23 protein-coding genes are annotated in these 24107 nt (G+C 62.1%); 12 read left to right on the top strand and 11 right to left on the bottom strand.

Going from position 1 to position 24107, the window contains the following annotated elements; translation table 11 throughout:
- Nucleotides 1–106 precede the first annotated feature (106 nt).
- From ACI5KX_RS11895 to ACI5KX_RS11875, 5 genes are all read left to right on the top strand, one after another.
- Nucleotides 107–1312, top strand: a complete 1206-nt coding sequence (locus ACI5KX_RS11895; RefSeq protein WP_406810873.1) for a deoxyguanosinetriphosphate triphosphohydrolase — start codon at nt 107–109, stop codon at nt 1310–1312.
- Complete coding sequence (locus ACI5KX_RS11890; protein WP_406810872.1) at nt 1305–2057, top strand: NAD(P)H-binding protein; 753 nt, start codon at nt 1305–1307, stop codon at nt 2055–2057. Before ACI5KX_RS11895 ends, ACI5KX_RS11890 begins: the two co-directional genes overlap by 8 nt.
- Entirely contained in the window at nt 2057–2503 is a 447-nt protein-coding gene (locus tag ACI5KX_RS11885) for an ABA4-like family protein (protein WP_406810871.1), read from the top strand. Before ACI5KX_RS11890 ends, ACI5KX_RS11885 begins: the two co-directional genes overlap by 1 nt.
- Before the next feature lie 69 nt (nt 2504–2572).
- A complete protein-coding gene (locus ACI5KX_RS11880; RefSeq protein ID WP_406810870.1) occupies nt 2573–4153 on the top strand; it encodes a fatty acid--CoA ligase in 1581 nt (526 codons plus the stop codon).
- A gap of 15 nt (nt 4154–4168) precedes the next feature.
- A complete protein-coding gene (locus ACI5KX_RS11875) occupies nt 4169–4768 on the top strand; it encodes a DUF938 domain-containing protein (protein WP_406810869.1) in 600 nt (199 codons plus the stop codon).
- 9 nt (nt 4769–4777) lie between these two features.
- Here the strand turns inward: ACI5KX_RS11875 and ACI5KX_RS11870 are convergent, their stop codons facing one another.
- The 3 genes from ACI5KX_RS11870 to ACI5KX_RS11860 form a co-directional block, all read right to left on the bottom strand.
- The gene (locus tag ACI5KX_RS11870) at nt 4778–4909 is read right to left on the bottom strand and encodes a hypothetical protein (protein WP_406810868.1); all 132 of its coding nucleotides are present in this window, start codon (nt 4907–4909) and stop codon (nt 4778–4780) included.
- A gap of 112 nt (nt 4910–5021) precedes the next feature.
- Entirely contained in the window at nt 5022–5153 is a 132-nt protein-coding gene (locus ACI5KX_RS11865; RefSeq protein ID WP_406810867.1) for an Entericidin EcnA/B family protein, read from the bottom strand.
- Between the two features lie 35 nt (nt 5154–5188).
- On the bottom strand, nt 5189–6118 hold the full coding sequence (locus ACI5KX_RS11860) for a DMT family transporter (RefSeq protein WP_406810866.1): 930 nt from the start codon (nt 6116–6118) through the stop codon (nt 5189–5191).
- Nucleotides 6119–6184: 66 nt separating this feature from the next.
- Between ACI5KX_RS11860 and ACI5KX_RS11855 the strand changes: the two genes are divergently transcribed.
- Nucleotides 6185–6427, top strand: coding sequence for a hypothetical protein (locus ACI5KX_RS11855; RefSeq protein WP_406810865.1), 243 nt, complete (start codon nt 6185–6187; stop codon nt 6425–6427).
- Between the two features lie 305 nt (nt 6428–6732).
- Here ACI5KX_RS11855 and ACI5KX_RS11850 read toward each other — a convergent pair whose 3' ends face one another.
- A complete protein-coding gene (locus ACI5KX_RS11850) occupies nt 6733–8262 on the bottom strand; it encodes a CpaF family protein (protein WP_406810864.1) in 1530 nt (509 codons plus the stop codon).
- Between the two features lie 237 nt (nt 8263–8499).
- Here ACI5KX_RS11850 and ACI5KX_RS11845 point away from each other — a divergent pair, with 237 nt between their 5' ends.
- A complete protein-coding gene (locus tag ACI5KX_RS11845) occupies nt 8500–9201 on the top strand; it encodes a class I SAM-dependent methyltransferase (RefSeq protein ID WP_406810863.1) in 702 nt (233 codons plus the stop codon).
- Here ACI5KX_RS11845 and ACI5KX_RS11840 read toward each other — a convergent pair.
- Genes ACI5KX_RS11840 through ACI5KX_RS11820 form a run of 5 tightly spaced genes read right to left on the bottom strand, consistent with a single transcriptional unit; the run spans nt 9183 to nt 14723 of the window.
- Nucleotides 9183–10064: a hypothetical protein gene (locus ACI5KX_RS11840; protein ID WP_406810862.1), complete on the bottom strand. Its 882-nt coding sequence runs from the start codon at nt 10062–10064 to the stop codon at nt 9183–9185. The two genes, ACI5KX_RS11845 and ACI5KX_RS11840, sit on opposite strands and share 19 nt — an antisense overlap.
- The gene (locus tag ACI5KX_RS11835) at nt 10057–10941 is read right to left on the bottom strand and encodes a hypothetical protein (RefSeq protein ID WP_406810861.1); all 885 of its coding nucleotides are present in this window, start codon (nt 10939–10941) and stop codon (nt 10057–10059) included. The genes ACI5KX_RS11840 and ACI5KX_RS11835 overlap by 8 nt, the downstream gene beginning before the upstream one ends.
- Nucleotides 10938–11963 (bottom strand): glycosyltransferase family 4 protein, encoded by a 1026-nt coding sequence (locus ACI5KX_RS11830; protein WP_406810860.1) that lies wholly within the window; start codon nt 11961–11963, stop codon nt 10938–10940. The genes ACI5KX_RS11835 and ACI5KX_RS11830 overlap by 4 nt, the downstream gene beginning before the upstream one ends.
- 56 nt (nt 11964–12019) lie before the next feature.
- Nucleotides 12020–13696, bottom strand: coding sequence for an ArnT family glycosyltransferase (locus ACI5KX_RS11825; protein ID WP_406810859.1), 1677 nt, complete (start codon nt 13694–13696; stop codon nt 12020–12022).
- Between the two features lies 1 nt (nt 13697).
- The gene (locus tag ACI5KX_RS11820; RefSeq protein WP_406810858.1) at nt 13698–14723 is read right to left on the bottom strand and encodes a glycosyltransferase family 2 protein; all 1026 of its coding nucleotides are present in this window, start codon (nt 14721–14723) and stop codon (nt 13698–13700) included.
- Nucleotides 14724–14892: 169 nt separating this feature from the next.
- On the opposite strand from ACI5KX_RS11820, the gene ACI5KX_RS11815 reads away from it, so the two are divergent.
- The 4 genes from ACI5KX_RS11815 (at nt 14893) to ACI5KX_RS11800 (ending at nt 20607) form a co-directional block, all read left to right on the top strand.
- The gene (locus ACI5KX_RS11815) at nt 14893–15807 is read left to right on the top strand and encodes a DMT family transporter (protein WP_406810857.1); all 915 of its coding nucleotides are present in this window, start codon (nt 14893–14895) and stop codon (nt 15805–15807) included.
- 100 nt (nt 15808–15907) lie between these two features.
- Nucleotides 15908–17743, top strand: coding sequence for a glutamine--fructose-6-phosphate transaminase (isomerizing) (gene glmS / locus ACI5KX_RS11810; protein ID WP_406810856.1), 1836 nt, complete (start codon nt 15908–15910; stop codon nt 17741–17743).
- Nucleotides 17740–18126, top strand: a complete 387-nt coding sequence (locus ACI5KX_RS11805) for a GFA family protein (RefSeq protein ID WP_406810855.1) — start codon at nt 17740–17742, stop codon at nt 18124–18126. Before glmS ends, ACI5KX_RS11805 begins: the two co-directional genes overlap by 4 nt.
- A 117-nt stretch (nt 18127–18243) precedes the next feature.
- On the top strand, nt 18244–20607 hold the full coding sequence (locus tag ACI5KX_RS11800; RefSeq protein WP_406810854.1) for a putative bifunctional diguanylate cyclase/phosphodiesterase: 2364 nt from the start codon (nt 18244–18246) through the stop codon (nt 20605–20607).
- Between the two features lie 30 nt (nt 20608–20637).
- On the opposite strand, the gene purQ is transcribed toward ACI5KX_RS11800, so the two are convergent.
- Together purQ and purS are read right to left on the bottom strand one after the other, a co-directional pair.
- Nucleotides 20638–21342, bottom strand: a complete 705-nt coding sequence (gene purQ / locus ACI5KX_RS11795; RefSeq protein ID WP_406810853.1) for a phosphoribosylformylglycinamidine synthase subunit PurQ — start codon at nt 21340–21342, stop codon at nt 20638–20640.
- Nucleotides 21342–21587 (bottom strand): phosphoribosylformylglycinamidine synthase subunit PurS, encoded by a 246-nt coding sequence (gene purS / locus ACI5KX_RS11790; protein ID WP_406810851.1) that lies wholly within the window; start codon nt 21585–21587, stop codon nt 21342–21344. Before purS ends, purQ begins: the two co-directional genes overlap by 1 nt.
- Nucleotides 21588–21876: 289 nt before the next feature.
- Between purS and ACI5KX_RS11785 the strand changes: the two genes are divergently transcribed.
- Nucleotides 21877–24099, top strand: a complete 2223-nt coding sequence (locus tag ACI5KX_RS11785) for a TonB-dependent receptor (protein ID WP_406810850.1) — start codon at nt 21877–21879, stop codon at nt 24097–24099.
- Nucleotides 24100–24107: the final 8 nt, after the last annotated feature.

The following is a 24107-nucleotide window of genomic DNA, read 5'->3' as shown; positions in this document are numbered from 1 at the left end:
CGCTCCTTACATATCAATTCGGCGGCGAAACGGTCGCTGTCCACGGCAATCCATGCAGGTTGCCGATCTGTTCCTGTTGAGCGGCTAGGCTGCCTCACCTAATCGCATGATGGTGATTACCCGCGCTCCTTACGCTGCCGACCCGGCCCGCCATGGCGGGCGCGAATTCGGCCCCCAGCGGCGTGCGGGCGAGAGCGGTGGCCCGCCCGACATCGCCGGGGAGACGCGCGGGCCGCGCAGCGAGTTCCAGCGCGACCGCGACCGGATCATCCATTCGATGAGCTTCCGACGGCTGAAGTCGAAGACGCAAGTCTTCATCGCGCCCGAAGGCGACCATTACCGCACCCGGCTGACGCACAGCCTCGAAGTCGCGCAGATCGGGCGGGTGCTGGCGCGTGCGCTGCGTCTCGACGAGGACCTGACCGAGGGGCTGTGCCTGGCGCACGATCTCGGCCACCCACCCTTTGGCCACGCGGGGGAGAATGCGCTGGCCGAGGCGATGCAACGCCATGGCGGGTTCTGCCACAACGCGCAGGCGCTGCGCACGGTGATGCGGATCGAAAGCCCCTATCCCGAAAACGAGGGGCTCAACCTCACCTGGGACCTTCTCGAAGGTCTGGCCAAGCACAACGGGCCGGTGGGGGCGCCCAATTGGGCGCTCGCCGAACTCGACGAGGCGTTTCCGCTCGACCTCGGAGCCTGGCCCTCGCTCGAAGCGCAGATCGCGGCCGTGTCGGACGACATCGCCTACGACAATCACGATATCGACGACGGGCTGCGCGCGGGCTTTCTCGAGCTCGACGACCTGCTCGAGCTTCCTTTCCTTGCCGACCAGTGGCGCGTCGTCGAGCGGCGTTTTCCCAACGCCCCGCGCGACCGGCAATTGCGCGAGCTGGTGCGCGACCAGATCGGGCTGATGGTCAACGACGTGATCGACCACACCGCGAAGCAGGTCGTAGGTATGGGATCGGTCGATGATGTCCGCAATGCGAACCGCCAACTCGGCGGCTTCTCGCCGGAGATGGCGGCGCACGAGCGCACGCTGAAGAAATTCATGTACGACAAGCTCTACTACCATTCGGACCAGGTCGCAGGGGCCGAGCGCGCCCGCGATGTGGTCGCCCGCCTGTTCGCCGCCTACTCGCAAGATTCGTCGCTGATGCCCGACGATTGGCAGGCGCGTCTGCCGGAGAAAGACCCGCAGCGATCGCGGGTGATCGCCGATTTCATCGCCGGCATGAGCGACCGCTTCGCGATTCGCGCCTGCGAGGAAATCTATGGCGAAAGGCCGAAGGGGCTTAGCAATGTCTAACCTGCACAGGCCCGCAGCGAACCGGCGCACGATGGGCCGCAAGACGGTCGAGCGGATCGGCATGGTCGGCGCCACCGGGTTGATCGGACGCCGCGTGATCGAGATTTCGAGCGCGAGCGATTACACCCGTATCGTCGGCATCGCCCGGCGCGAGATCAGGTTGCCCGAAGGCGCACGAATGGAGATGTTCGTCGCCGAACCGTCGAAATGGGGCGAGGTCTTCGAAGCGATCAAGCCGCGGTCCTTCATCTGCGCGCTTGGCACAACCTGGAAGAAAGCGGGCCGCGACGAGACGGCCTTCCGCGAGGTCGATTACGACCTGATCGTCGAAACCGCGCAGGCGGCGAGGGATGCGGGGGTTCTCAACATGGTGCTGATCAGCGCCGCAGGTGCCGATCCGAAGTCGAAGCACTTCTATCTCAAGGTCAAGGCGGAGACCGAACAGGCGGTGTCGAAGATCGGTTTCAAGCGGCTCGATATCCTGCGCCCCGGCCTGCTGCGCGGCGCACGCGAGGGCGATTTCCGCTTTGCCGAGAAAATGGCCATGACGGTCGCACCGCTGGTCGAACCGCTGCTGCCGTCGAAATACGAGATGTACCATTCGATCGATGCGGACCTCGTCGCCGAGGCCGCGCTCGGGCTGGCGATGCGACGGGCGGCGGGGCGCTTTACGCACGACAACGAGGCGATGAAGCGCGCCGCGCGCGAATGGCGCGCCAAGGCCGATGCGACGCTGGAGGAATGATGGACTGGTCCCTTGTCTTCAACGCGGTCAACCTGCTCGCTCTCGTTGCGTGGATAGCGCTGATCGCCTTGCCGCGCTGGCCCGCGCTGCTCTCGGGCATCCTCTACCTCGGCGTGGGGCTGTTATGCCTGATCTATTCCGGCGGACTGATCGCGGTGCTCTCCGGGCTGGTCCCGGCGGGCGAGGGCGGGGCGGACTTCACCACCATCGAAGGCGTGCGCTCGATTTTCTCCAGCGATGCGGGCGTTGCGATCGGATGGACGCATTACCTCGCATTCGACCTGTTTGTCGGGCTGTGGATCGCGCGCGATGCCGATGCCAAGTTCTTCTCGCGCTGGCTGCAGGCACCGATCCTGCTGGTGACTTTTATGGCGGGGCCGCTCGGCCTGTTCATCTGGCTGCTCGTGCGCGAGCCGAGAGCGCGCGCTTCGGGCCGCTGGCAGTAGCGTAAAGCTCTGGACCGCCACTGCGCGGCATGCTTTATCCCTCTGTAAACGCGCATTGGGAGAGAATGCATGACGTGGGAAGGCACGGTCGCGGGCGATCCGCATCACAGCTTCGTCACCTTCGATGAGATCCTGGACTTCTGGGCTACAGAGCGCCCCGATGGCCCGGCGATCGAACAGGATGGCAGGATCACCACCTATTCCGAACTCGACGCAAACACGCGTCGGCTGATCGGTTTCTTCCAGTCGCTTGGTCTTGCCAAGGGAGACAGGATCGCGTGGCTGGGGAAGAACTCAGATCTTTATTGCCACATCTATCTCGCCGCCGCGCGGATGGGTGCGGTGATGGTTCCGATCGGCTGGCGGCTCGCCGCGCCGGAAGTCGCCTACATCCTCAAGGATACGGGTGCCAAGCTGGTGTTCGTCGAAGAACAGTTTGCCGAAACCGCGCGCACAGTCGCCGCAGACCTGCCCGCGAAGCCGACCGTGATCGAGGAGGCCGAGGCGCGCAAGGCGATGGCCGAAAGCGAGCCCGGCGATTACCATCCGCCCGATCCGGGGGAGCCGATCCTGCAACTCTACACGTCGGGCACGACCGGAAATCCGAAGGGTGCTGTTCTGTCCAACGCGAACCTGCTGGGCCTGCGCAATCCGGGCAACGAAGCCGGGTTGGCGTGGAACTTCTTCGAGCCCGACGATTGCTTCCTTGTCGCGATGCCGTGCGCGCATATCGGCGGCACCGGACTGATCAATATCGCCATCGCCAACGGTGTCCGCTGCCTTGTGCAGGCGGAATTCACACCCGTCGGCGTGCTTCAAGCGATCGAGAACGGCGCGACGCACATGTTCATCGTGCCCGCTGCACTGCAAATGGTCGTCCAGCACCCGCAAGCGGCGGAGACCGATTTCAGCCATCTCAAATACCTGATGTACGGCGCCGCACCGATGCCGCTCGAACTGCTCAAGCAAGCGGTCAAGACCATGCCCAACGCAGGATTCCTGCAGGCCTATGGCATGACCGAGACGAGCGGGACGATCTCGCTGCTGCCGCCCGAGGACCACACGCTCGAAGGCAATCAGCGCATGCGCTCGGCAGGCAAGGCGGTGCCGGGTGCCCAGATCGAAGTGCGCGGGCCGGACAATAAGGAAGTCCCACGCGGCGAGATCGGGGAGGTCTGCATCAAATCGCCGTCCAACACCGAAGGCTACTGGAAACTGCCCGAAGCGACCGCGAGCACGATCGATCCGGACGGCTGGCTCCACACCGGCGATGCCGGGATCATGGACGAGGACGGCTATGTCTATATCCAGGACCGGATCAAGGACATGATCATCTCCGGCGGCGAGAACGTCTATCCGGCCGAGGTCGAGAATGCGGTGTTCGGCCACCCTGCGGTCGCCGAAGTCGCGGTGATCGGCGTGCCCTCGGAACGGTGGGGCGAAGAGGTGAAAGCCTGCGTCGTGTGCAAGCCGGGGCAGGAAATCGACGAGGGAGAGATCATCTCCTACACCCGCGAACGCATCGCGGCATTCAAATGCCCCAAGAGCGTCGACGTGATCCCCGAAATGCCGCGAAATGCCTCGGGCAAGATCCTGCGGCGGGAACTGCGCGCGCCCTATTGGGAAGGGCAGGAACGGCAGGTCAACTGACAGGCGGCTTCGCGAATGAAGAAACACGCCCCCGCTACCGAGCGGAACCGCGAAGCGATTGCCGAGGTGCTTGCGGACGAACTGCCGCCCTCAGGCACAGTGCTGGAGGTGGCGAGCGGTTCGGGCGAGCACGCGGTGTATTTCGCCCACCGTTTCCCGCAGATCACATGGCAGCCGAGCGATTGCCAGAAAGAAGCGCTCGCTTCGATCATTGCCTGGCAGAAAGATCACGGCGCCGCCAACTTGCGGTTTCCGACGGTGATCGATGCGTCGCGTCCCGAAAACTGGGAGGTTGATCGCGCCGACGCGATTGTGTGCATCAACATGGTCCATATCAGCCCGTGGGAAGCGACCGAGGGACTGTTTGCCGGAGCAGCGCGAATCCTGAGCGAGAGCGAGGCTCCGCTGATCCTCTACGGTCCGTACTTCGAGCGCGGACGCGAACCGGCACCGTCGAACGTCGCGTTCGACGCCAGTCTGCGGGCTCGCGACGAGCGCTGGGGCCTGCGTAATGTAGAGGATCTGGACACTCTCGCGGACGCCGAAGGATTCACCCGTACAGCACGCCGCGAAATGCCGGCGAATAACCTGATGTTGGTCTATCGCCCGGGTTGAGCTCTCTGCTCAGTCGATCGCCTTTTCGCCGGCCTCGCCGACGGACTTGATGTCCTCGCCGAGCCCTTTGACGGTGTTGCATGCGGAGATCGAGGCGAGCAGCGCGCCCATCAGGACCGCATTCAGAACTTTACGACTCATGTCGGTAACCCTTCGTGGTTGATGGCCCAAGATCGCCGCTCCCGGTTAACTTGGCAATAAAAAAGGCCCGCACCGTGGAGGGCAGGCCTTTTCCGAGTGGGGATTTGCACCGTCAGTCGATAGCCTCTTCACCGGCCTCGCCGACGGATTTGACGTCTTCGCCCAGACCTTTGACGGTGTTGCAGGCGGCGGCAGAGAGGGTCATTGCGCCGAGGGCGAGTGCGATCATGGTCTTGCGGATCATAAGTGTTCCTCTTCAGATGGTTATAATCAATCGACTCAGGCGCGGGCGGGGGGTTCCGGTTCTGCGACGGGCTGCATCCTGGCTCGGGCGAGTTGCCGCTCGCGCCACGCGATCAGCACGCCTGCGCCGATGATCAAGGGGGCTCCCAGCCACAGGCTGGCCGGAGCCGCGCGGTCGAACACCGCATATCCATACCATGTCGCCCACAGCAGCGATGTGTAATCCATCAGCAGGATCACCGCCGCCGATCCGAAGCGGAGCGAAGTCGTCAGCAGGATCTGCGCCATTGCGCCGCACACCGACATGGCGACCAGGATCGCCCATGTTTCGGCGGTGTGCGCGGTGAAGACGAATGGCAGGGCCAATGCGATCACCGGCGTAGAAAGCAGGGTGAACCAGAAAATGATCGCCCAAGGGCTTTCGGTCTTGTTGAGATCCTGGATCTGGAAGCTGATGAGCGCGACCATCGCCGAGGCGATGAGCCCGACCACTACGCCGAGAATGTTGACCCCTGCACTCGATCCCGGCTGCACCAGCACGATGACGCCGCAGAAACCGACGGCGACCGCCGCCCAGCGATAAAACCCCACCTTTTCCCCGAACAGGATGACCGCGAGGAATACCGCGAAGAACGGCGTGGTGAAGTTGATCGTGGTCGCTTCGGCGAGCGGGAGCAGCAGGACGGTGCCATAGGTGAACATCATGCCCACCAGCCCGAGCGCCGCACGGCGTGAATGCGCGCCGAGCCGAGTGGTGCGAACCGTGGCCAGCTTGCCCAGCAGCAAAAGGCCGCCTCCGATCAGCACCAGAGTGATCGCCTGCCGCCAGAAGATCATCTCGAACAGGTGGACCCCGCGCTCCCCGCCGAGTTTCACGAGCATGCCCATGGTCGCCAGCGCGAAGGCGGTCACGAGCCTGATGCCGAGCGCGAGAAACGGGCGGGGGGAGGCGATCGAACCGTCCATCGACCGAGCGCTTGGCGCAGGAGGGGGGATTGCGCAAGTCGCCCTGCGGTCTACATGCCCGTCATCATGCACCTGTGGCTCCAGTTCGAACTCCTGAGCGATGCCGCTCAGCTCGCGATCGCCGGTGGCGCATTCTGGGTGCTCGCTGCTTTCTGCGCACTGATGGAACGACGCCGGAACCGCACACGCGATGTCGCGCGTCTCGAACGCGTGGGTTTCATGCCATGGACGACCTTGTTCGTGCTGTTCGCGGTGATCGGCGGCGGCATGCTCGCGATGAGCCTGCCAGTGGTCCTGGGGAGTTTGTGAAGGCCGCTTTCCTACACGGTACCGTCCGTGCGATCAGGATGGCGTTCTTTGACAGTCGAATTCCACCATCGGTCGAAAAATCTTTTCGGCAAAGTGTCAACTTCGATTTTTCGAAGCAAGATCCTCTAAATAAAAGGATATTATGTCAATTCGCCGCTTGACACGGTGTCAACTTCGTCACCTTTGCGCGAAGACCCACCCCGAGCCGAAGGCGAGTGCAAGCGCGACGGCGCGCCCGCAGCGACGCGGCCTTCAGGCCGCATGAGCGAGGATATCGCACGCCCGGATGGGCGTGCGCAGGCGTGTTACAAACACGCCTCCAGATACGCCTGGTCGAAGCCGAATTGACGGGCCTTTTCGAGCGTGTAGGGGCGCAGGCCCGACGAGCGGAATTCGCCCATGATCTTGCCGTCCTCGCTCTCGTCGAGATACTCGAACTTGAACAGCTCCTGCGTCACGATCACGTCGCCTTCCATCCCGATCACCTCGGTGATGTTGGTGGTGCGGCGCGAACCGTCGCGAAGGCGCTTCACCTGAACGATCAGGTCAACCGATTCCGCGATCTGGCGCGAGATGGCTTCCTTCGGGATCTTGATATCGCCCATCAGGATCATGTTTTCCATACGGCCAAGGCACTCGCGCGGCGAGTTGGCGTGAAGCGTACACATAGACCCGTCGTGGCCGGTGTTCATCGCGGCGAGAAGGTCGAAACATTCCGCGCCACGAATTTCGCCCAGAATGATGCGGTCAGGACGCATACGAAGGGCGTTCTTCACGAGGTCGCCGATGGTAATCGCGCCCTGGCCTTCAAGGTTCGGCGGACGCGTTTCGAGCGGCAGCCAGTGCGGCTGCTGCAGGCGAAGTTCGGCGGCGTCCTCGATGGTCAGCACGCGCTCGCCCGGGTCGATCATCTTCGACAGGGCGTTGAGCATGGTCGTCTTACCCGAACCGGTACCGCCCGAGATGACGATGTTCATCCGGCATGCGCCCGCGATCTTGAGCGCGGTGCACATCTTTTCGGACATCGAACCGAATTCCTTGAGCATGTCCAAGGTGATCGGCTTCTCGGAGAACTTACGAATCGAGATCGCGGTCCCGCGCAGCGAGAGCGGCGGCACGATAACGTTAACACGGCTGCCGTCCTTCAGACGGGCGTCGGCAAGCGGCGTGGTCTGGTCGACGCGGCGGCCGACCTGGTTCACGATGCGCTGCGCGATCTGGAACAGGTGCTGTTCGTCGCGGAACTTGATCGGCGCGACAACCAGCTTGCCCTTCTTTTCGATGTAGGTCTGGTCGGGGCCGTTGACCATGATATCGGACACGTCCGGATCGTTCAGCAGCTCTTCGAGCGGGCCGAAGCCCAGCAGCTCGTCGATCAGGACCTTTTCGAGCGCGAACTGTTCGCGGCGGTTGAGCGTGACCTTGAGCTCGGCCAGCACTTCCATGATGATCGGACGGAATTCCTCCGACAGCTCTTCCTTGGTCAGGGTCGCTGCGGCTTCCGGATCGACGCGTTCGAGCAGGCGCGGCAGCACCTGTTCCTTGATTTTGTGGACCGAAGCTTCGAAGCCGCCGGCTTCTTCCGGGGTGTGGACCGAATTCATGCGCTCGGCGAGGCGGTCCATCGCATCGGCTGTGTCTTTTGGCTTGGAGGAGGGCGGCGGCGCTTTGGATTCGGCCTTTTCGCCTTGGTCCGGCAGCGGCGGGAATTGCTCGCCACCCTTCGATTCCTCGCCGGAGGGTTTTCCGGATTTCATCGGGCGCGCCACGCCGAAAGCCGGCCTTCCGCCCGTCTTCATGCCGCCAGCGCCGCCTTTTTTGCCGAATGCGCTCATTCGTAGCCCCCAGGGTCAGATCACTTAAAAAGGGCTTCGACGCCCCATGCAGAATGATCCCTATCCGGGAATGGTTAACAATGAGGAAACTCCGCACATTCTCCGCAACGAATGCTTATCGGAATCATCGATTTGTGGCGGTCGCTCGAAAGCTGGTGATAATCCTCCTTCAAGACCCCTCCTTGCGGCCATTGCCATGTAATCGATAAACGGAACGGTGCGCATTGCGCGCAGCGAATGGGAATATCGATGTCTGTCCTGCGCGAAACAGTTAAACGGATACCGCTCGTGCGCGATGTCGCGCGCTGGGCTTCGACCAGATTTGCTGCGCTGGGGCGAGATGATTTCAATTCGGCCGAATACTGGGAAAACCGGTATTCCAAGGGGCGAAATTCGGGCCCGGGGTCCTACAACCGTCTCGCCGAATTCAAGGCCGAAGTGCTGAACGCTTTCGTCGAGAGCCACAAGGTTCAAAGCGTTCTCGAATTCGGCAGTGGCGACGGGGCGCAGCTCGCTTTGGCGGAGTATCCGAAATACACCGGCGTCGATGTGTCTCCGACGATAATCGAGCAAGCGCGGGCGAGGTATGCGGGCGATGACAGCAAGAGCTTCGTGCTGCTGGGCGACCTGACCGACGAACGAGCCGACCTCACCATGTCGCTCGATGTGATTTACCATTTGATCGAGGACGCAGTGTTCGACGCGCATATGCGGGAATTGTTCGAGCGAAGCACCCGCTATGTCGTGATCTATGCCAGCAATACCGACGAGTTGGCCGACAGCGTCCATGTCCGACATCGCAAATTCAGCGACTGGGTCGAGGCGAATCGCAAGAATTTCGCTCTGATCAAGACGATCCCGAACGCTTATCCCTTCGATCGATCTGATCCCGACAACACTTCGTTCGCGGATTTCTACTTTTACGAACGCACCGACTGATACCCATATCGGGCCATCAACGGCGCGCACATTTCCTCGACCAAGGCTAAATCGTCGTCGGACCAGTTTTGCCATGCGTCCTTTTGCGCGGAACTGGCATTTCGTCGGTTTGACAGCAGCCCTTCGGTTGATCCCACGGTGTAGCTCTTGTCCGGAAAACTGGATGCGTCGTTGCACAGTCGGGACAACGCATCGGTTTTCGGATCGAAGACCTCCTCGAACCGATACATCGTCATGTTGCCCATCTGCACGGCGTCATCCATCACCGAATAGGCATAGCTCCATTGCCATGCGAGCTGACCGATCTGGCTAAGCTTGTCCCACTTGTCCGCCCAGCGTGCATCGCCGACGGATTCTGCTGTGAGCGGGCCCGGCGGAAGGCGATGCGCGAGTACGCCGCCGGGTCGGCCGTGGAAGCCGGCGAGATGGCTGCGGACGCTCTCGATCCAGGCATGGGGTTCGCGGATGAGCCCGATCGACTTTGAGCCCGGGAAAATATCGCCTAGCTCCCTGGCGAACATCCACCACGATCCATAGCTTTCGATGAGCAGCCCCTGCGGAACGGAGGCATGAAACCTGGCCCGCTGATCGCGCAACTTGCCGGTTGCTCGATCGAGAGAAATCTGACCGTTGAGGTAGCGGGTGCCGAGCACCCGCACGCCGGATTGGCCGAGCGCACGGCCTATCAGCATATGCCAAAGCCCGAATTCCCTCAGCCGTTGGAAGGAGACGGCATCGAATCCGTGAAAGACATCGGGTTCGTGCTCGGAGTGGCAATCTTCTATCGCGCGGCTCATCAGGTCGCCGAGAAACTGCGTGCCGGTGCGCCCGGTCGAAATGATGAAGGTGAAATTGTCAGCCATGAGAAGGTGCGCGATAGCCGTCAGCCAATTGGAAAGCTGCAAAGAAGACGCCGCTCACCGCAAAACTTACGATGCGATTGATCGCAACCGCAAGGAATGCCGCTCCCGGTGTAACCGCGGAAAGCGTCGCCATGCCGGCGGCCAGCGCTTCACTGATGCCAAGGCCTCCCGGGGCGATAGACGATGCGGAGCCGAGTATGGAAGCGAGAGCGAAGGGATAAGCCTGCAACAGCGACATCGCGACCCCAAGGGCCAGGAAGGCAGCAGCAAGCCTAAGTCCGACCAGCACCAATCCGGCGATGCGAATGCCGAGCGCGGCCAGCATCCAGCGTATCCCGGCAGCTTTTGCAAGAATGGCACAACACAGGAATACGCCCAAGGCGCCACTCGCGCCCAAGATTGCTCCTGCCTGAGAAGCGATGCCGAGGCTGAAACCTGCAGCCAGAGCCGCGCAGCCAACCCAGAGCAGGGCGTTTGTCAAAACTAGGGTGGTCGCCATGCTGGCACCGGCCCCGCGCGCCACAAGCGCTCCACCGCGGACGATTGCTCCGCCGGGGATCGGCAATATCTCCGCCAATTGAGCAAATACGCAATAGTAGGTTGCGTCGCGCAAACTCATCGGAATGTTCGTGCTACGGGCAAGCACCACCATGTTGAGCGCCCCAAGCAGCACTCCGAGCGGTGCAAGAACGAGTGCGAGCAGCGCGAAATAGGCCGGATCAAGGTCGGTCCAGGTGACGTCGAGCGTGAGGATAGAGGCAATGATGCCTCCCGTGAACAGGAGCGCGGCAAGGATCATCAGCAGGCGAGAATATCGCTTGGTAACTGCGCGTAGGCGCAGCGCAGCTTTCCCGGCGAATGTCAGCGCGGCGTTCACGCAAGCCCCCGTTCGGTCGTAAGCGAAGCATATTCGGCCTGGGTCTGTTCCGAAACACGCGTCCAGTTGTAGAATTTGCGAGCATTTCGAGATGCCTCGCTGGCGAAGTCCGCGCGTTCCAGGGCTGTCCATCCTGCAATCTCGGAGATTTTTTCCGCCCAAACCCGTGAATTGGAGTGGGGCAACAAGAAGCCAGTCTTCTTATCGCGCACGGCGGAGGAAAGGCCGCCGTAATCGGAGGCGAAAACTATGCCGCCCGCAGCCGCCGCTTCGCAAGCGACAAGGCCAAAGCCTTCGAAACTCCCGTCCCCGAGATCGATATTGGGAACGACGACGCATAGCGCCTCCGCGTAATGGCGCGCCAGACGATCCTGCGGAATCGCTCCGAGATACCGCACACGCTCGGAATCCAGTGCCGCACCTTCGTCGGCATCGACCACGGGGCCGGCAACTTCGAGAACGATTTGGTCCGGAACCAGCGGCAAGACCTCTTCTACAAACCACGAAAGCCCCTTTTGCCGGATCAGGCGGCCCGCAAACAGGATGGTGTTGGTCCGCAGCTGGGCTCCGGCCTGCAGCTCCATATCTGTGGCGAGGGGACACACCGATACGCCGCGCCAGCCGACGTTGCGGCATGCCTGGGCCGTCGCATCGGAATTGGCGATGATACGAGCGCTCGAAAGCAGCGTCGCGCCGATCCGCTGGTAGACACGATAAAGCCTTCCTCTGACGGTAGGGCGCAATGCATAGGAAATGTCGGTCCCGTGAGCCGAGACCACGATCTTCGCATTGGGGGCGAGCAGCCATCCGGGCAGAGCGAGCGGCCAAACTGCGAGATCGCCGATATGAATGATCGCCGGAGCGTCGCTCAGGGCCAACCATTTGCGCAAAACTGTAAACGGGAAGAGCAACAGCGCGATCAGCGATGGCGGGCGCCCGTCGATCCGACCGCGAAGCGCGATTACGTCCACCGGCCTATCCTTCCGAAGATATTCGGCCAACTTGAGGCAATAGGTCTCCATCCCGCCGATAGCGGGTGCCCATTTTCGCGTTATGAAAAGGACGCGGCTCGGCTGCATCAGAACGCGGTCCAGATTTTTTCGGGCGGGACTGTTTCAGCGATGTGCGGGTTCTTCCCCCAGACCAGGGTCGCGGATGTTTGTCCGGTGTTCCGAAGAACCGCGTTGCCACGGTCAAGCGCGATCAGATCGCCGTTCGAATAGGTATCGCCCTCGATCGCGATCTCGCCGCGCACCGTGTACGTGCCTGGAACCAGCACATCCCATTCCAGCGTTTCGCCCGGGCTCAATTCCCGCCCGGCGAGGTAAACCTGACCCCAATAGTGGATAAAGGTGTCGCCGATCGCGGCCGCGTCCTCAGGATGAATTCCGGTCTTTTCCTCGCTGCCGAAGGCAGGCTGGAACCAGGACTTGTTGTCGATCAAGAGCGGGACAGGCACTTCGCGCATCGTTTCAAGCAGCACCGGGCGGTCTTCGGCCATGTAGGCTTCGATCCCCCAGCTTGTGAGAAAATGATTTGACTTCGGGTAGCTGCCGATCATCCCGCAGCAGTCGAAATAGTTGACCGGCTCGGGCACGATTTCGTGGACTGTTTCGACCAGATGCTGCTGCTTTGCGGTCACGCCCCGGGGATCGACGATCCACACGGCAAGCGCGCTGAGCAGGATGATGCCGGCGAACGTCAGCTGTCCATAGCGGCGGACCATCGCCGGAATGCTGAATGCGCAGGCTACCGCGACCGGGGGCAGGATGAAGCTGTAAAAATACGGATAGGCGTTATAGTAATAGATGGGAGTAAGGACGGGAAACCAGATCCCGATCAAGGCGACCTTGCGGGTCCAGGGCGCATTCATTTTCAGGGCATGCCACGGAACGAGAGCAGCGGCGATGGCCAGCGGCAAAGCAGTGGCCAGTCCCTTGAGAACGAGCGGGTAGTTGGGATTGGCGAGCAGTCCGAACATCTTGCCGGACGAGCGCGAAAGCGTGGCCGCGGCTTCTTCCGACGCGGCTTCGCCCGCGATGTCCATCCCGTGCCAGGCGTAAAGCAGCCCGAAGACCCCGATTGCGACCGTCCCGGCGGCAATCCATCGCAAGGGGTAATGCCAGTCCCATTCCTCGTCCTGCCAGCGCCACAATGCAATACCGGCAAATGCGGGAGCCCAAAGGACGAACTTGATGGTGACCATCGCCGCGATGCCGATGACCGCGCCGAGAGCGAGGATTGAGGGAAGCGTGAGGCGCGTCCTGGCCGCTATTGCGAAACCTGTCGCAAGGAAAGCGGTGACGATCGGATCGACGCGAAACGATGTGCCGTGCTGCAATACGTAGCCCGCGCAGAGAAAGGCCGCCACCGAAAGCAGCGCGGTGCGTTTGTCAGAAAAGGTCTCCGCTGCGAGAAATATTCCTACCGAAGTGACCACCAGGCACGCCAGCATGAAGAAGCGCGCGATGAGAATGTGCGTAACCTCGGTCCCCGGCATCGCGGGAAGCCACCAATAGAAGAACCGCGTATGGATTGTTTGCAGGGGCCTCAGAAATTCCCCGCGCGCGGCGGTTTCCACCTGGGAATAGAACCAGAACTCATCCCAGTTGATCGATCGGCCGAGAACCATCGACAGGTGCATCGCCGCCAGCACGGCGAGCAGCGCGTAGATCCAAACCAGCGAAACGGACGACGGTGCAGCCGATGCCGGGCGCGAAGCACGCATATCGGCGGACACAGCGTTGGCGTTCATTTCAGGAGGCTCTGCGTTTTGACGCGCGTGCCGTCGGAACGGCGACAGAGGGAGCGTCTGGGGCGGCGATCGCTTCCAGCGTATCGAGCTTTTCTTCGATCCTGCGCAGCTTGAGCATGCTCGCTTCCATGAGCTTGCGGTTGGTGGCGATCAGGTCGGCGAGGATGCCCAGCGTGGCCACCAGCACGCCTACGGTAAGCAATGCTCCGCCAATCACCAGCGACTGTATGTGCCCGTCGCCATTGCCTTGGATGAAGAACCAGACGAAGCGCGCGATCGGCATCAGTCCGATCAGGGTCAGCGCCGCGCCGAGCAGGACGAACACGCGCAGCGAATTGAACGTGGTGTAAGCCCGGGTGATCGTGATCCCCGTGTTGACGATGAAGCGCGGGATCGACTTGAACAGGCGTGAAGGGCGGGTCGCCGCGTTGGTGCGTACCGGCACCGAAGTGATCGCCAGCCGCTTGCGCCCGGCCTGGATCAGCATGTCTGTGGTGTAGCTGAAATCGGTGGTGATGTTGATCCGCTGTGCCGCGTCGCGGGTCATTGCGCGGAAACCGCTTACGGCGTCGGTGATATCGGTCGCGGAGAGGGTGCGCACCACATAGGATCCGAGCCGCTGCAAAAGCCGTTTGAACGGGCCGAAATGCGCGTTGTCGGCTACCGAGCGATCGCCGATGCAAATGTCGGCTTCACCGGCGACGACCGGTGCGACGATGGTGGCGATGTCTTCGCCCGCATACTGCCCGTCGGCATCGGTGTTGACGATAATGTCGGCACCTTCGGCGAGGCACTTGTCGATCCCGTTGCGGAAAGCTTCTGCAAGGCCGCGATTGCGCCGATGGCGGACGATGTGATGCACGCCCCAGCGGCGCGCGACGCCCGACGTGTCGTCGCTCGAGCCGTCGTCGATCACGAGGTATTCGATCACGTCGACGCCGGGCAGGCTGCGCGGCAGCTTGGCGAGTGTCTCCGGCAGCACCTCGGCTTCGTTCAGGCACGGGATCTGGATGATCAGTTTGGTCATTCTGTTCGGCTTGCCCCCGAAACGCGCAGGAGATGCACGTCTTTGATGCCTCGTTACCGGCTGGGGTTTAAGCAATCGTAAACCATGACAAACGGCCCCAGGCTTTGGCTTGCGTTTCATCGGGCTTAGGTTCACGGGGCGCGGCAGGTTCGATGATCGAGAGTGTCCGATGACGGGTGAGGAACGTGCAGGCTTGGCCTATGCGATTGCGGGGTTCGCGACGCTTTCGGTCGGCGATGCCGTGGTGAAGAGCATGGCGGGCGATTGGCCGCCCTATGCGGTCGCCGCGCTGCGCTTTACGATCGGTGCGCTCGGATTGTCGCTATTGCTGCTCAAGAGCGAAGGACCGCGTGCGTTCAAACCGCAAAAGCCGTGGCTCCAGGTCGGCCGCGGGGTTTGCCTTGCGATGGCGTCGGTGTGCTTTTTCTCGGCGCTGTACCTGATGCCGTTTGCCGATGCGATGGCAATTGCCTTTCTCGCGCCGGTCCTAACGCAACTACTGGCTGGCGCTTTGCTGGGCGAGAAAGTGCGTCCGGCGGTCTACGGCGTTTCGCTGGTCGCGCTTGCAGGAGTCGCGATCATCCTGCGCCCCAACGTCGCCGAACTCGGCTGGGCGGCGTTCCTGCCGCTCGTGTCCGCAGTGTTTTTCGCGCTGATGATGGTCGCCAACCGTGCGAGCGCAGGGCAGGGCAGTGCGCTTTCGATGCAGGTTTTCGTCGCCGCCGCCTGCGCGCCGATCCTGATCGTGATCTCGTTCGGGTTGAAGACGAGCGGCGTGCCCGGGCTTGATTTCGGCTGGCCCAGCTGGGACGTGGTCATGCGCTGCACCATCGTCGCAGTGACCGCCAGCACGGCGCACTGGCTCGCCTATATCGGTACGACCAAGGCGGGCGCAGCGCAGGTCGCACCGGCGATCTATGTGCAGATGCTGGTCGTGATCACGCTTGGGTGGGTGTTCTTCGACGAACGCCCTGATGCGCTGACTTTGGCGGGGGCGGCTCTCATCATCGCAGCCGGGCTCTATCTCTGGCGCGACGGCCTGCGGGTTTCAACGCCGCAGCCGGTTGTGTCCGAAGGCCCTTGAAGAGTAGAGCAGCGCGATGCTGCGCAAGCCTGTGTTCACAGGTCTCGCGTAAGGGGCGGCGGGAACAGTTGCTGCGCACCAAAGGGGGATTTGTTCGAGCATGTGCGGAATTATCGGAATTGTCGGGAAGGAAGAAGTCGCCGATCGTCTGGTCGACGGCCTCAGGCGCATGGAATATCGCGGCTATGACAGCGCCGGAATCTGCACGCTTCACGATGGAAAGCTGGTGCGCCGCCGCGCGGAAGGCAAGCTCGCCAACCTCGTAGGCGTGCTCGCCAATGAGCCCGCGCCAGGGACCGTCGGGATCGCCCACACCCGCTGGGCCACCCATGGCGCACCGACCGCCGGCAACGCGCACCCGCATGCGACCGGCGAAGTCGCCATCGTGCACAACGGCATTATCGAGAACTTCAAGGAATTGCGCGCCGAGCTTGCTGCCGAGGGACGCACCTTCGAAAGCGAAACCGACAGCGAGGTGATCGCGCATCTGGTTTCACACCAGATCGAAGCCGGGCTCGATCCGGTCGCGGCGGTGCGCGAGGTGCTTCCGCGCCTGCGTGGCGCATTCGCCCTCGCAATCGCATTCCGCGAGTATCCCGATCTGCTGATCGGCGCGCGGCTCGGTTCTCCGCTGGTGGTCGGCTACGGTCCGGAAGGCGACGATGCGGAGATGTATCTCGGCTCGGACGCGCTCGCGCTTGCCCCCCTGACCCAGCGGATCGCCTATCTCGAAGAAGGCGACTGGGTGGTGCTTGGCCGTTCGGGGGCGCAGATCTTCGATTCCGAGAACAACGAAGTCACTCGCGAAATCCAGGCCTCGGGAGCATCGGCGGCGGCGGTCGAAAAGGGCAACTATCGCCACTTCATGCAGAAGGAGATTTTCGAGCAGCCGACGGTCGTGGCGCAGACGCTCACGTCCTATCTGAGGCGCGACAACAACTCGGTCGCGCTGCCGCAATTCGATTTCGATATTTCCTCGGTGAAGCGGCTGACGATCGTCGCCTGCGGCACCTCCTATTACGCGGGGATGGTCGCCAAGTACTGGTTCGAGCAGTTCGCGCGCGTTCCGGTGGACATCGATGTCGCCAGCGAATTCCGCTATCGCGAGCCGGTGCTCGAGGATGGCGGCCTAGCGCTGTTCATCTCTCAGAGCGGCGAGACGGCCGATACCCTCGCGGCGCTGCGCCATTGCAAGGAAGAGGGCCAGACCATCGGCGTGGTCGTCAATGTGCCTACGAGCACGATGGCGCGCGAGGCGGACTTGCTGCTGCCGACCCATGCCGGCCCCGAAATCGGCGTCGCTTCGACGAAGGCCTTTACCTGTCAGCTGGCGGTGCTCGCCGCGCTCGCTGCGCACATGGCGGTCAAGAAGGGCCTTATGAGCCGCGAGGAAGAGATCAGGGTGGTCGAGCACCTGCTCGAAGCGCCCGCCGCGCTCAACGCCGCGCTCGATCATGACGACGATATTGCGGCTATGGCACATCTGATTTCGCCGGCGCGCGACGTGCTCTATCTCGGGCGTGGGCAGGATTTCCCGCTTGCGCTCGAAGGCGCACTGAAACTCAAGGAAATCAGCTACATTCACGCCGAGGGCTATGCTTCGGGCGAGATGAAGCACGGCCCCATCGCGCTGATCGACGATGAGGTGCCGGTGGTGGTGATCGCGCCATCCGGTCCGCTGTTCGAGAAGACCGTCTCGAACATGGAAGAGGTCCGCGCACGCGGCGGCCAGGTGGTGCTCATCTCCGATGCCGACGGGATCGCGCAGGCGGGAGAGGGGTGCATCGCCACCATCGAGATGCCCGTGGTTCACCCGCTTATTGCGCCGCTGGTTTATGCCATACCGGTTCAGCTGCTCGCCTACCATGTGGCCGTGGTGAAGGGCACGGATGTCGACCAGCCGCGCAATCTCGCCAAATCGGTGACGGTGGAATGAGCGATTTCGTCACCGTCAAAGGTGGCTGCCATTGCGGGGCGGTGCGGTTTACCGCGCTTTCCGATCCCGAACCCGAGATGCTCGACTGCAACTGCTCGATCTGCGCGGCAACCGGCTACCTTCACCTGTTCATTCCGCATGAGCGTTTCACGCTTGATAGCGGCGGCGATAACCTCACGTCCTATCGTTTCGGGAGTGGCGAGGCCGAGCATCTGTTCTGCAATACCTGCGGTATCAAGAGCTTCTACCAGCCCCGTTCGCATCCGGATTGCTGGAGCGTCCATTTCGCCTGTCTCGACCAGCCTGATGCGTTAAGGCCGAGCGTCATGAAATTCGATGGTCGAAGCTGGGACGAAGCGGCAGCGGAAAAGGGTCTGGGTTAAGTTACAAATGCCTGAAACATAGGTATAAATACTAGCGGTCGCGACGTGCCGGAAATTTCGCGATCGGCCCCTCCGCTTTACGTCGCCCTAACCTTTACCGGTTAATTCGCTTTCACTGTGAGCAAGCCGGTTCGTTCCTCTCCCCCGAAGACCCCCCCATCCGGTCTGTCGGTCTCCGCAGTTCTTGGTCTATCGGACAGGGACAGCGTCGATTGGTCGCGCCTGCGCGGTCTGCAATATTCGAGCGCGGCCCAGATCAGCTTTGCGCGCGCTGCCTCCCACCCGGTCCTCGGCCTGCTCGTTGCCCGCATCTACATGGATGTGATCGCGCTGACCTGGCTGGCGGCCTGGGTGCTCGCTCTCGCCTTGGTACAGGCGCACAACTTCTTTGCCGATCGCAAGCTCGTCAACGCCGACAGTCGCCAGGTCTCACGTGATGAGATCTCCAGGCAGACGCGCTCGTCGGCGCTTGCCGGAGCCTTCTGGACGATACCCATCCTTGTATTCGCACCGCTGGGATCGACGTTCGACCTTGCGGCGCTCCTCATGATCAACGCGATCCTCATTTCCGGCTCGGTATTCTTCCTCTCGTCGGCTCCAATGAGGGCCCTTTCCTTTTCGGTCGTGCTCGGGATTGCGACGCTAGGGTATTTGGCCGTCAACGCGCATTGGGTACTGCTCGCGGCAACGGGCGTCTTCGTTGTCTCCGCCTTGCTCGGCACCATCGAAGTGGGGCGCGTTCGCCTCGTCGCGCGAATTGCCGAAGAAACCGTCTTCGAAAAGGAAGAGGTGGTTTCCCTTCTTTTGCGCGAGTTCGAGGAGAACGAGGCCGACTGGCTGTGGGAAATCGATACGATGCGCCGTTTGCGATCGGTGAGCCCCCGGTTTGCCTTTGCGCTTGCGGCCAACCAGTCGGAAGCGGAAGGCAAGCCGCTGCTGGAAATGATTGCGAAAAAGAATTCTCCGCCCGAGAAATACCCTCCGAGCCTGCGCGAACTCGCGGAGCGATTGAAGAACCGCGAAAATTTCTCGAACCTGCTCGTGCAGGTCTCGATCCGCGGAGAGGCTCGCTGGTGGGAACTTTCGGGCACACCGATGCGCGACGAGCGCGGCAAGTTCATCGGCTTTCGCGGGGTCGGTTCCGATGTCACCACGCAGCGCGAATCGAGCGAAAAGATTGCCTATCTCGCGCGCTATGACACGCTCACATCGCTGCCCAACCGGCTCCAGCTAAACGAAGCGCTCGGCGAGGCCCTCCGCTATGCCGAACAATGGAAAGGCCGCTGCGCCCTGCTGATGGTCGATCTAGACCGGTTCAAAGCGGTCAACGATTCGCTCGGCCATATGACCGGCGATAAGATGCTGGCGCAGGTTTCTTCCCGTCTCCAATCGATTGTCGGCGAAAAACACCTTTGTGGACGGCTCGGCGGGGACGAATTCGCTATCGTCATCCGCGATGCCAGCGACAGTCCGGAAATCGACACGATTGCGCGTCGGGTTATCGCCGCCTTGTCCGAACCCTACGAAGTCGATCACCATACGCTTTATGTCGGGGCCAGCGTCGGCTCCGCAGTCGGACCACGCGACGGCAACACGGTCGAGGAACTGATGCGCAACGCCGACCTCGCGCTCTACCAGGCGAAAGATGTTGGCGGCGGCGAGCATTGCCGCTTCGAGCCGGTTCTCCATGCTACCGCGGAGGAGCGCCGCCAGCTCGAGGTGTCGCTGCGCAAGGCGGTTCCCGCTGACGAATTCGTGCTGCATTACCAGCCGGTGGTGGATGCGCGCAGCGAAAAAATCGTCAGCTTCGAAGCTCTCGTGCGCTGGAACAGCCCCGAACACGGTTTCGTCAGTCCCGGCAAATTCATCCCACTTGCGGAAGATACACGCCTGATCGTTCCGATCGGCAGGTGGGTGCTCCAACAGGCCTGCGAAGAGGCGCGCACCTGGCCCGAACATGTGAAGGTCAACGTCAACGTCTCGCCCGAGCAGTTGCTTGAGCCCGATTTTCCGCAGGAAGTGGTCGATGCGCTCGCCGCCGCCGCGCTGCGGCCCGAGAGACTCGAAGTCGAAGTGACCGAAAGCATCTTCCTGCGCGACGCGACCACCGCGCGCACCGCGCTCGAGCGGATCATGGCGCTCGGCTGTTCCGTCGCACTCGACGACTTCGGTACCGGCTATTCCTCGCTCGGTTACCTGCGCAAGCTCAAGTTCTCGACCATCAAGGTCGACCGGACCTTCGTGCAGGGGGCCGCGCAACAGAGCAATGAGAGCCTGGCGATCATCAACGCCGTGGTCGCAATGGCGAAAAGCCTCGAGATGACGACCACCGCCGAAGGGGTGGAAACTGCCGAAGAAGCCGATCTGATCCGCAGGCTCGGTTGCGACAAGATCCAGGGGTTCTATTTCGGGCGCCCGATGTCGAAGGAAGAGGCGCGCAGGCTGTTCGCAGCCGACGGAAGGCAACTAAAGGCCAGTTGACGAGAGTTGTCGGCGTGGCGCGTACCCCGTTTACGCGTCGACCAGCGCTCCGACCACGTTTTCGAACAGGCGCCTGCCATCCGCGCTGCCCAGCGAGGGATGCGCGGCAGGTTCCATCGCACGTTCAGGGTGCGGCATCATGCCGAGCACCCGGCCGTTTGCACTCAGGATCCCGGCGATATCGCGGCGCGATCCGTTGCAGTTTTCGGCATAGCGGAAGGCAACACGGCCTTCGCCTTCAAGCCGGTCGAGCGTATCTTCGTCGGCGAAGTAATTGCCGTCGTGGTGGGCCACAGGCACCCGCAGCGTTTCGCCCTTCTCGAAGCCGCGGGTGAAGATCGAGTCGGTGTTTTCGACTGTCAGCGGGACGGTGCGGCAGATGAAGGTCTGTCCGGCGTTGCGCATCAGCGCACCGGGCAGCAATCCGCTTTCGGTGAGGACCTGGAAGCCGTTGCACACGCCCAGCACCGGAACACCGCGCTCTGCCGCCTTAACGACTGCGCGCATGATCGGGCTCTTTGCCGCCATCGCACCCGAACGGAGATAGTCGCCGTAGGAAAAGCCGCCGGGCAGGGCGAGGAAATCGAGACCTTCGGGAAGGTCGGCGTCGCCATGCCAGATCCGGATCGCGGGTTCGCCCGAAACCGCTTCCAGTGCGACCGCCATGTCGCGATCGCAGTTCGATCCCGGGAAGGTGATGACCCCCGCCCGGAAATTGTTGGACGGGAAAGCCATCAGGCGGGCTCCTGCTCGAGCTTCTCGATGGCGAAGTCTTCGATCACCATGTTGGCGAGGAGTTTCTCGCACATGGTCCTGAGCGCCTCGTCGCTGGTGTCGTCCGCGACATCCATTTCGATCATCCGCCCGACCCGCACGTCCTCGACCCCGTCAAAGCCGAGACCTTCGAGTGCGTGATGCACCGCGCGGCCTTGCGGATCGAGTACACCGGGCTTGAGGCGGACGAGGATGCGGACTTTCATGGTCGGGTTCCCGATGCTGTGGGTACAGGGTGTTCGTCGCCGCTATAGCGGCCCTGAAACCTGGTGCAATCGCTGTCGCGGCGGTTTCCGCAACCCTCGCCGCGGTCGGTTTCCCCTCACATTGTGTATCCAAACCGCAACAATTGCGTGCCGCGCGCGACAAAAGCGCGCGAGTGCCGCCGGATTTCGCACCTGCAAACTCGCGAGAATCGTTCGAATCTGCCACGCGCTGCTCAGCTTCAAAGCTTTGCACCCTTTCCTATCCGCGACCAGACAAGGACCCCGTTCGATGTCATACCGCTTCCTCACCGCTCGCAGCTTGCTCGCAAGCTCGACCATTCTCGCCGCAGCCGCATTCGGACTTGCAACGCCTGCCGCCGCGCAGGACAGTGAAACCGCAGCGGAGGCCGCTAGCGGCCAGTTGCCCTCGATTATCGTCACCGCCAACCGGCGTGAGGAAAACCTGCAGGACGTCGCCGTTTCGGCCGACATCCTCGACCAGGGCCGGATCGACAACATTTTTGCCGCCGCCGCCGACACGACCGCGCTCGCAGGCTCGGTCCCTGGCCTCAACGTGGAAAGCTCGAACGGTCGCGTCGCACCGCGTTTCTACATCCGCGGTCTCGGCAACACCGATTTCGACCTTGCCGCATCGCAGCCGGTTTCGGTGATAATGGACGATGTCGTGCTCGAAAACGTGACGCTCAAGAGCTTCCCGATCTTCGACGTCGAGCGTATCGAGGTTCTGCGCGGGCCGCAGGGCACGCTGTTCGGCCGCAACACCCCGGCCGGTATCGTCAAGATCGACACGGTCAAGCCGAGCCAGGAAACCGATATTCGCATGGGACTGTCCGCCGGTGAATACGGCACGATCTCGCTCAATGGCGCGGTCGGCGGCGCGATCGTCGACGACATCCTGGCGTTCCGCGTCTCGACCCAGTTGCAGCGTCGCAGCGATTGGATCGACAACGGATTTACCGGTCAGGAAGACGTCCTTGGCGGCTACACCGACTTTGCGATCCGCGGCCAGCTGCTGCTCACCCCGGGCGACAACACCGACATTCTCGCGCAGGTCCAGTTCCGCGATCTCGATGGCAGTTCGACCTTCTTCCGCGCCAACGTGCTTGGCCCGACCAACGAGCTCAACGGCAACTACGATCGCGATACCGTGTTTTACGATGCCGGAGGCGGCAACCGCGCCGATTACCAGCAATGGGGTTCGACACTGAACATCAGCCACGATTTCGGCGGTGCAACCTTCACCTCGATCACCAGCTATTACGAGAGCCAGGGATCGAGCCGCGGCGACGTAGACGGCGGTAACCTCGTGACCGGACCGGGCTTCATCCCGTTCCCGTCGGACACGCAGGACTCGATCGATCTGTGGCAGTTCACGCAGGAAGTTCGGCTCGCTTCGAACACCGACGGTCCGCTGACCTGGCAGGTCGGCGCGTTCTACTTCGAAAGCGATTTCGACGTGACCACGGTCGGCTTCACCTTCCCGCCTCCCGTTACGGTCAACCACACCAACGAAGCATGGGCCGTGTTCGGACAGGCGAGCTACCAGCTTACCGATGCCGTGCGGCTGACCGGCGGTCTGCGCTACACCGATGACGAGAAGAACTTTATCGTCGTTTCGGGTGCGGCCCCGCAACCGGTAAGCGTCCAGGATGACCAGCTCGACTGGGATGTGAGTTTGTTTGTCGATCTGTCCGACGATTTCAGCGTCTACGCCAAGGTCGCCGACGCATTCCGCGGGCCGACCATTCAGGGCCGCGACGTCGCGTTCTTCAATCCGCCAAGCGTCGCTCAATCCGAGAACATCATGTCCTATGAAGCAGGCTTCAAGACCGAGCTTGCCGATCGCAGGGTGCGCCTCAACGGGTCGGTGTTCTACTACACGGTCGACGATCCGCAATTCACCGCTGTCGGCGGAACGGGCAACCTCGTCCAGCTGATCAACGCCAATGAAGGCGAGGCGTTCGGTTTCGAGCTCGACAGTGCATTCCAGATCACGCCGAACTTCGAGATTTCTCTGGGCGTTGCTTACGCGGATACGCAGATCAACGACACAGCGCTTGAAGTGGGCACCTGTGCGCAGTGCACCGTTACCGATCCGACCCGCACCATCGCGGGCCCCTTCGGCCCGGTCGTTTTTGCGGCGGTGGACGGCAACCCGTTCCCCAATGCACCAAAGTGGAGCGGCGATCTGACCGCGCAGTACACGCTGCCGATCGGCGATAACGACGAATTCTTCATCTTCACCGACTGGACCTATCTCGGCGAGACCAACTTCCTGCTTTACGAAAGCGTGGAATTCAACGCCGACAGCCGCATCGAAGGCGGCCTGCGGGTCGGGTATCGCGGCAACGACGGCGAGTATGAGATCGCCGTTTTCGCCCGCAACATCACCGATGAGGACAACGTCCTGGGCGTGGTCGACTTCAATAACAACACGGCGTTCGTGAACGAGCCGCGCGTTATTGGCGTTTCGCTCGGTTTCAATTACTGACGGATATC

Origin of the sequence: Erythrobacter sp. GH1-10 (genome assembly GCF_045363165.1) — a bacterium.
Classification (GTDB): Bacteria; Pseudomonadota; Alphaproteobacteria; order Sphingomonadales; family Sphingomonadaceae; genus Erythrobacter.
The sequence above is the reverse complement of the archived record's forward strand: the minus strand, read 5'-3'. Positions and strand labels throughout refer to the sequence as shown.

Bases quoted from the DNA above. Each gene is read 5' to 3' on its own strand.
- ACI5KX_RS11895 (WP_406810873.1), top strand. From the start codon at position 107: ATGATGGTGATTACCCGCGCTCCTTACGCTGCCGACCCGGCCCGCCAT.
- ACI5KX_RS11890 (WP_406810872.1), top strand. From the start codon at position 1,305: ATGTCTAACCTGCACAGGCCCGCAGCGAACCGGCGCACGATGGGCCGC.
- ACI5KX_RS11885 (WP_406810871.1), top strand. From the start codon at position 2,057: ATGGACTGGTCCCTTGTCTTCAACGCGGTCAACCTGCTCGCTCTCGTT.
- ACI5KX_RS11880 (WP_406810870.1), top strand. From the start codon at position 2,573: ATGACGTGGGAAGGCACGGTCGCGGGCGATCCGCATCACAGCTTCGTC.
- ACI5KX_RS11875 (WP_406810869.1), top strand. From the start codon at position 4,169: ATGAAGAAACACGCCCCCGCTACCGAGCGGAACCGCGAAGCGATTGCC.
- ACI5KX_RS11870 (WP_406810868.1), bottom strand. From the start codon at position 4,909: ATGAGTCGTAAAGTTCTGAATGCGGTCCTGATGGGCGCGCTGCTCGCC.
- ACI5KX_RS11865 (WP_406810867.1), bottom strand. From the start codon at position 5,153: ATGATCCGCAAGACCATGATCGCACTCGCCCTCGGCGCAATGACCCTC.
- ACI5KX_RS11860 (WP_406810866.1), bottom strand. From the start codon at position 6,118: ATGGACGGTTCGATCGCCTCCCCCCGCCCGTTTCTCGCGCTCGGCATC.
- ACI5KX_RS11855 (WP_406810865.1), top strand. From the start codon at position 6,185: ATGCACCTGTGGCTCCAGTTCGAACTCCTGAGCGATGCCGCTCAGCTC.
- ACI5KX_RS11850 (WP_406810864.1), bottom strand. From the start codon at position 8,262: ATGAGCGCATTCGGCAAAAAAGGCGGCGCTGGCGGCATGAAGACGGGC.
- ACI5KX_RS11845 (WP_406810863.1), top strand. From the start codon at position 8,500: ATGGGAATATCGATGTCTGTCCTGCGCGAAACAGTTAAACGGATACCG.
- ACI5KX_RS11840 (WP_406810862.1), bottom strand. From the start codon at position 10,064: ATGGCTGACAATTTCACCTTCATCATTTCGACCGGGCGCACCGGCACG.
- ACI5KX_RS11830 (WP_406810860.1), bottom strand. From the start codon at position 11,963: ATGGAGACCTATTGCCTCAAGTTGGCCGAATATCTTCGGAAGGATAGG.
- ACI5KX_RS11825 (WP_406810859.1), bottom strand. From the start codon at position 13,696: ATGAACGCCAACGCTGTGTCCGCCGATATGCGTGCTTCGCGCCCGGCA.
- ACI5KX_RS11820 (WP_406810858.1), bottom strand. From the start codon at position 14,723: ATGACCAAACTGATCATCCAGATCCCGTGCCTGAACGAAGCCGAGGTG.
- ACI5KX_RS11815 (WP_406810857.1), top strand. From the start codon at position 14,893: ATGACGGGTGAGGAACGTGCAGGCTTGGCCTATGCGATTGCGGGGTTC.
- glmS (WP_406810856.1), top strand. From the start codon at position 15,908: ATGTGCGGAATTATCGGAATTGTCGGGAAGGAAGAAGTCGCCGATCGT.
- ACI5KX_RS11805 (WP_406810855.1), top strand. From the start codon at position 17,740: ATGAGCGATTTCGTCACCGTCAAAGGTGGCTGCCATTGCGGGGCGGTG.
- purQ (WP_406810853.1), bottom strand. From the start codon at position 21,342: ATGGCTTTCCCGTCCAACAATTTCCGGGCGGGGGTCATCACCTTCCCG.
- purS (WP_406810851.1), bottom strand. From the start codon at position 21,587: ATGAAAGTCCGCATCCTCGTCCGCCTCAAGCCCGGTGTACTCGATCCG.
- ACI5KX_RS11785 (WP_406810850.1), top strand. From the start codon at position 21,877: ATGTCATACCGCTTCCTCACCGCTCGCAGCTTGCTCGCAAGCTCGACC.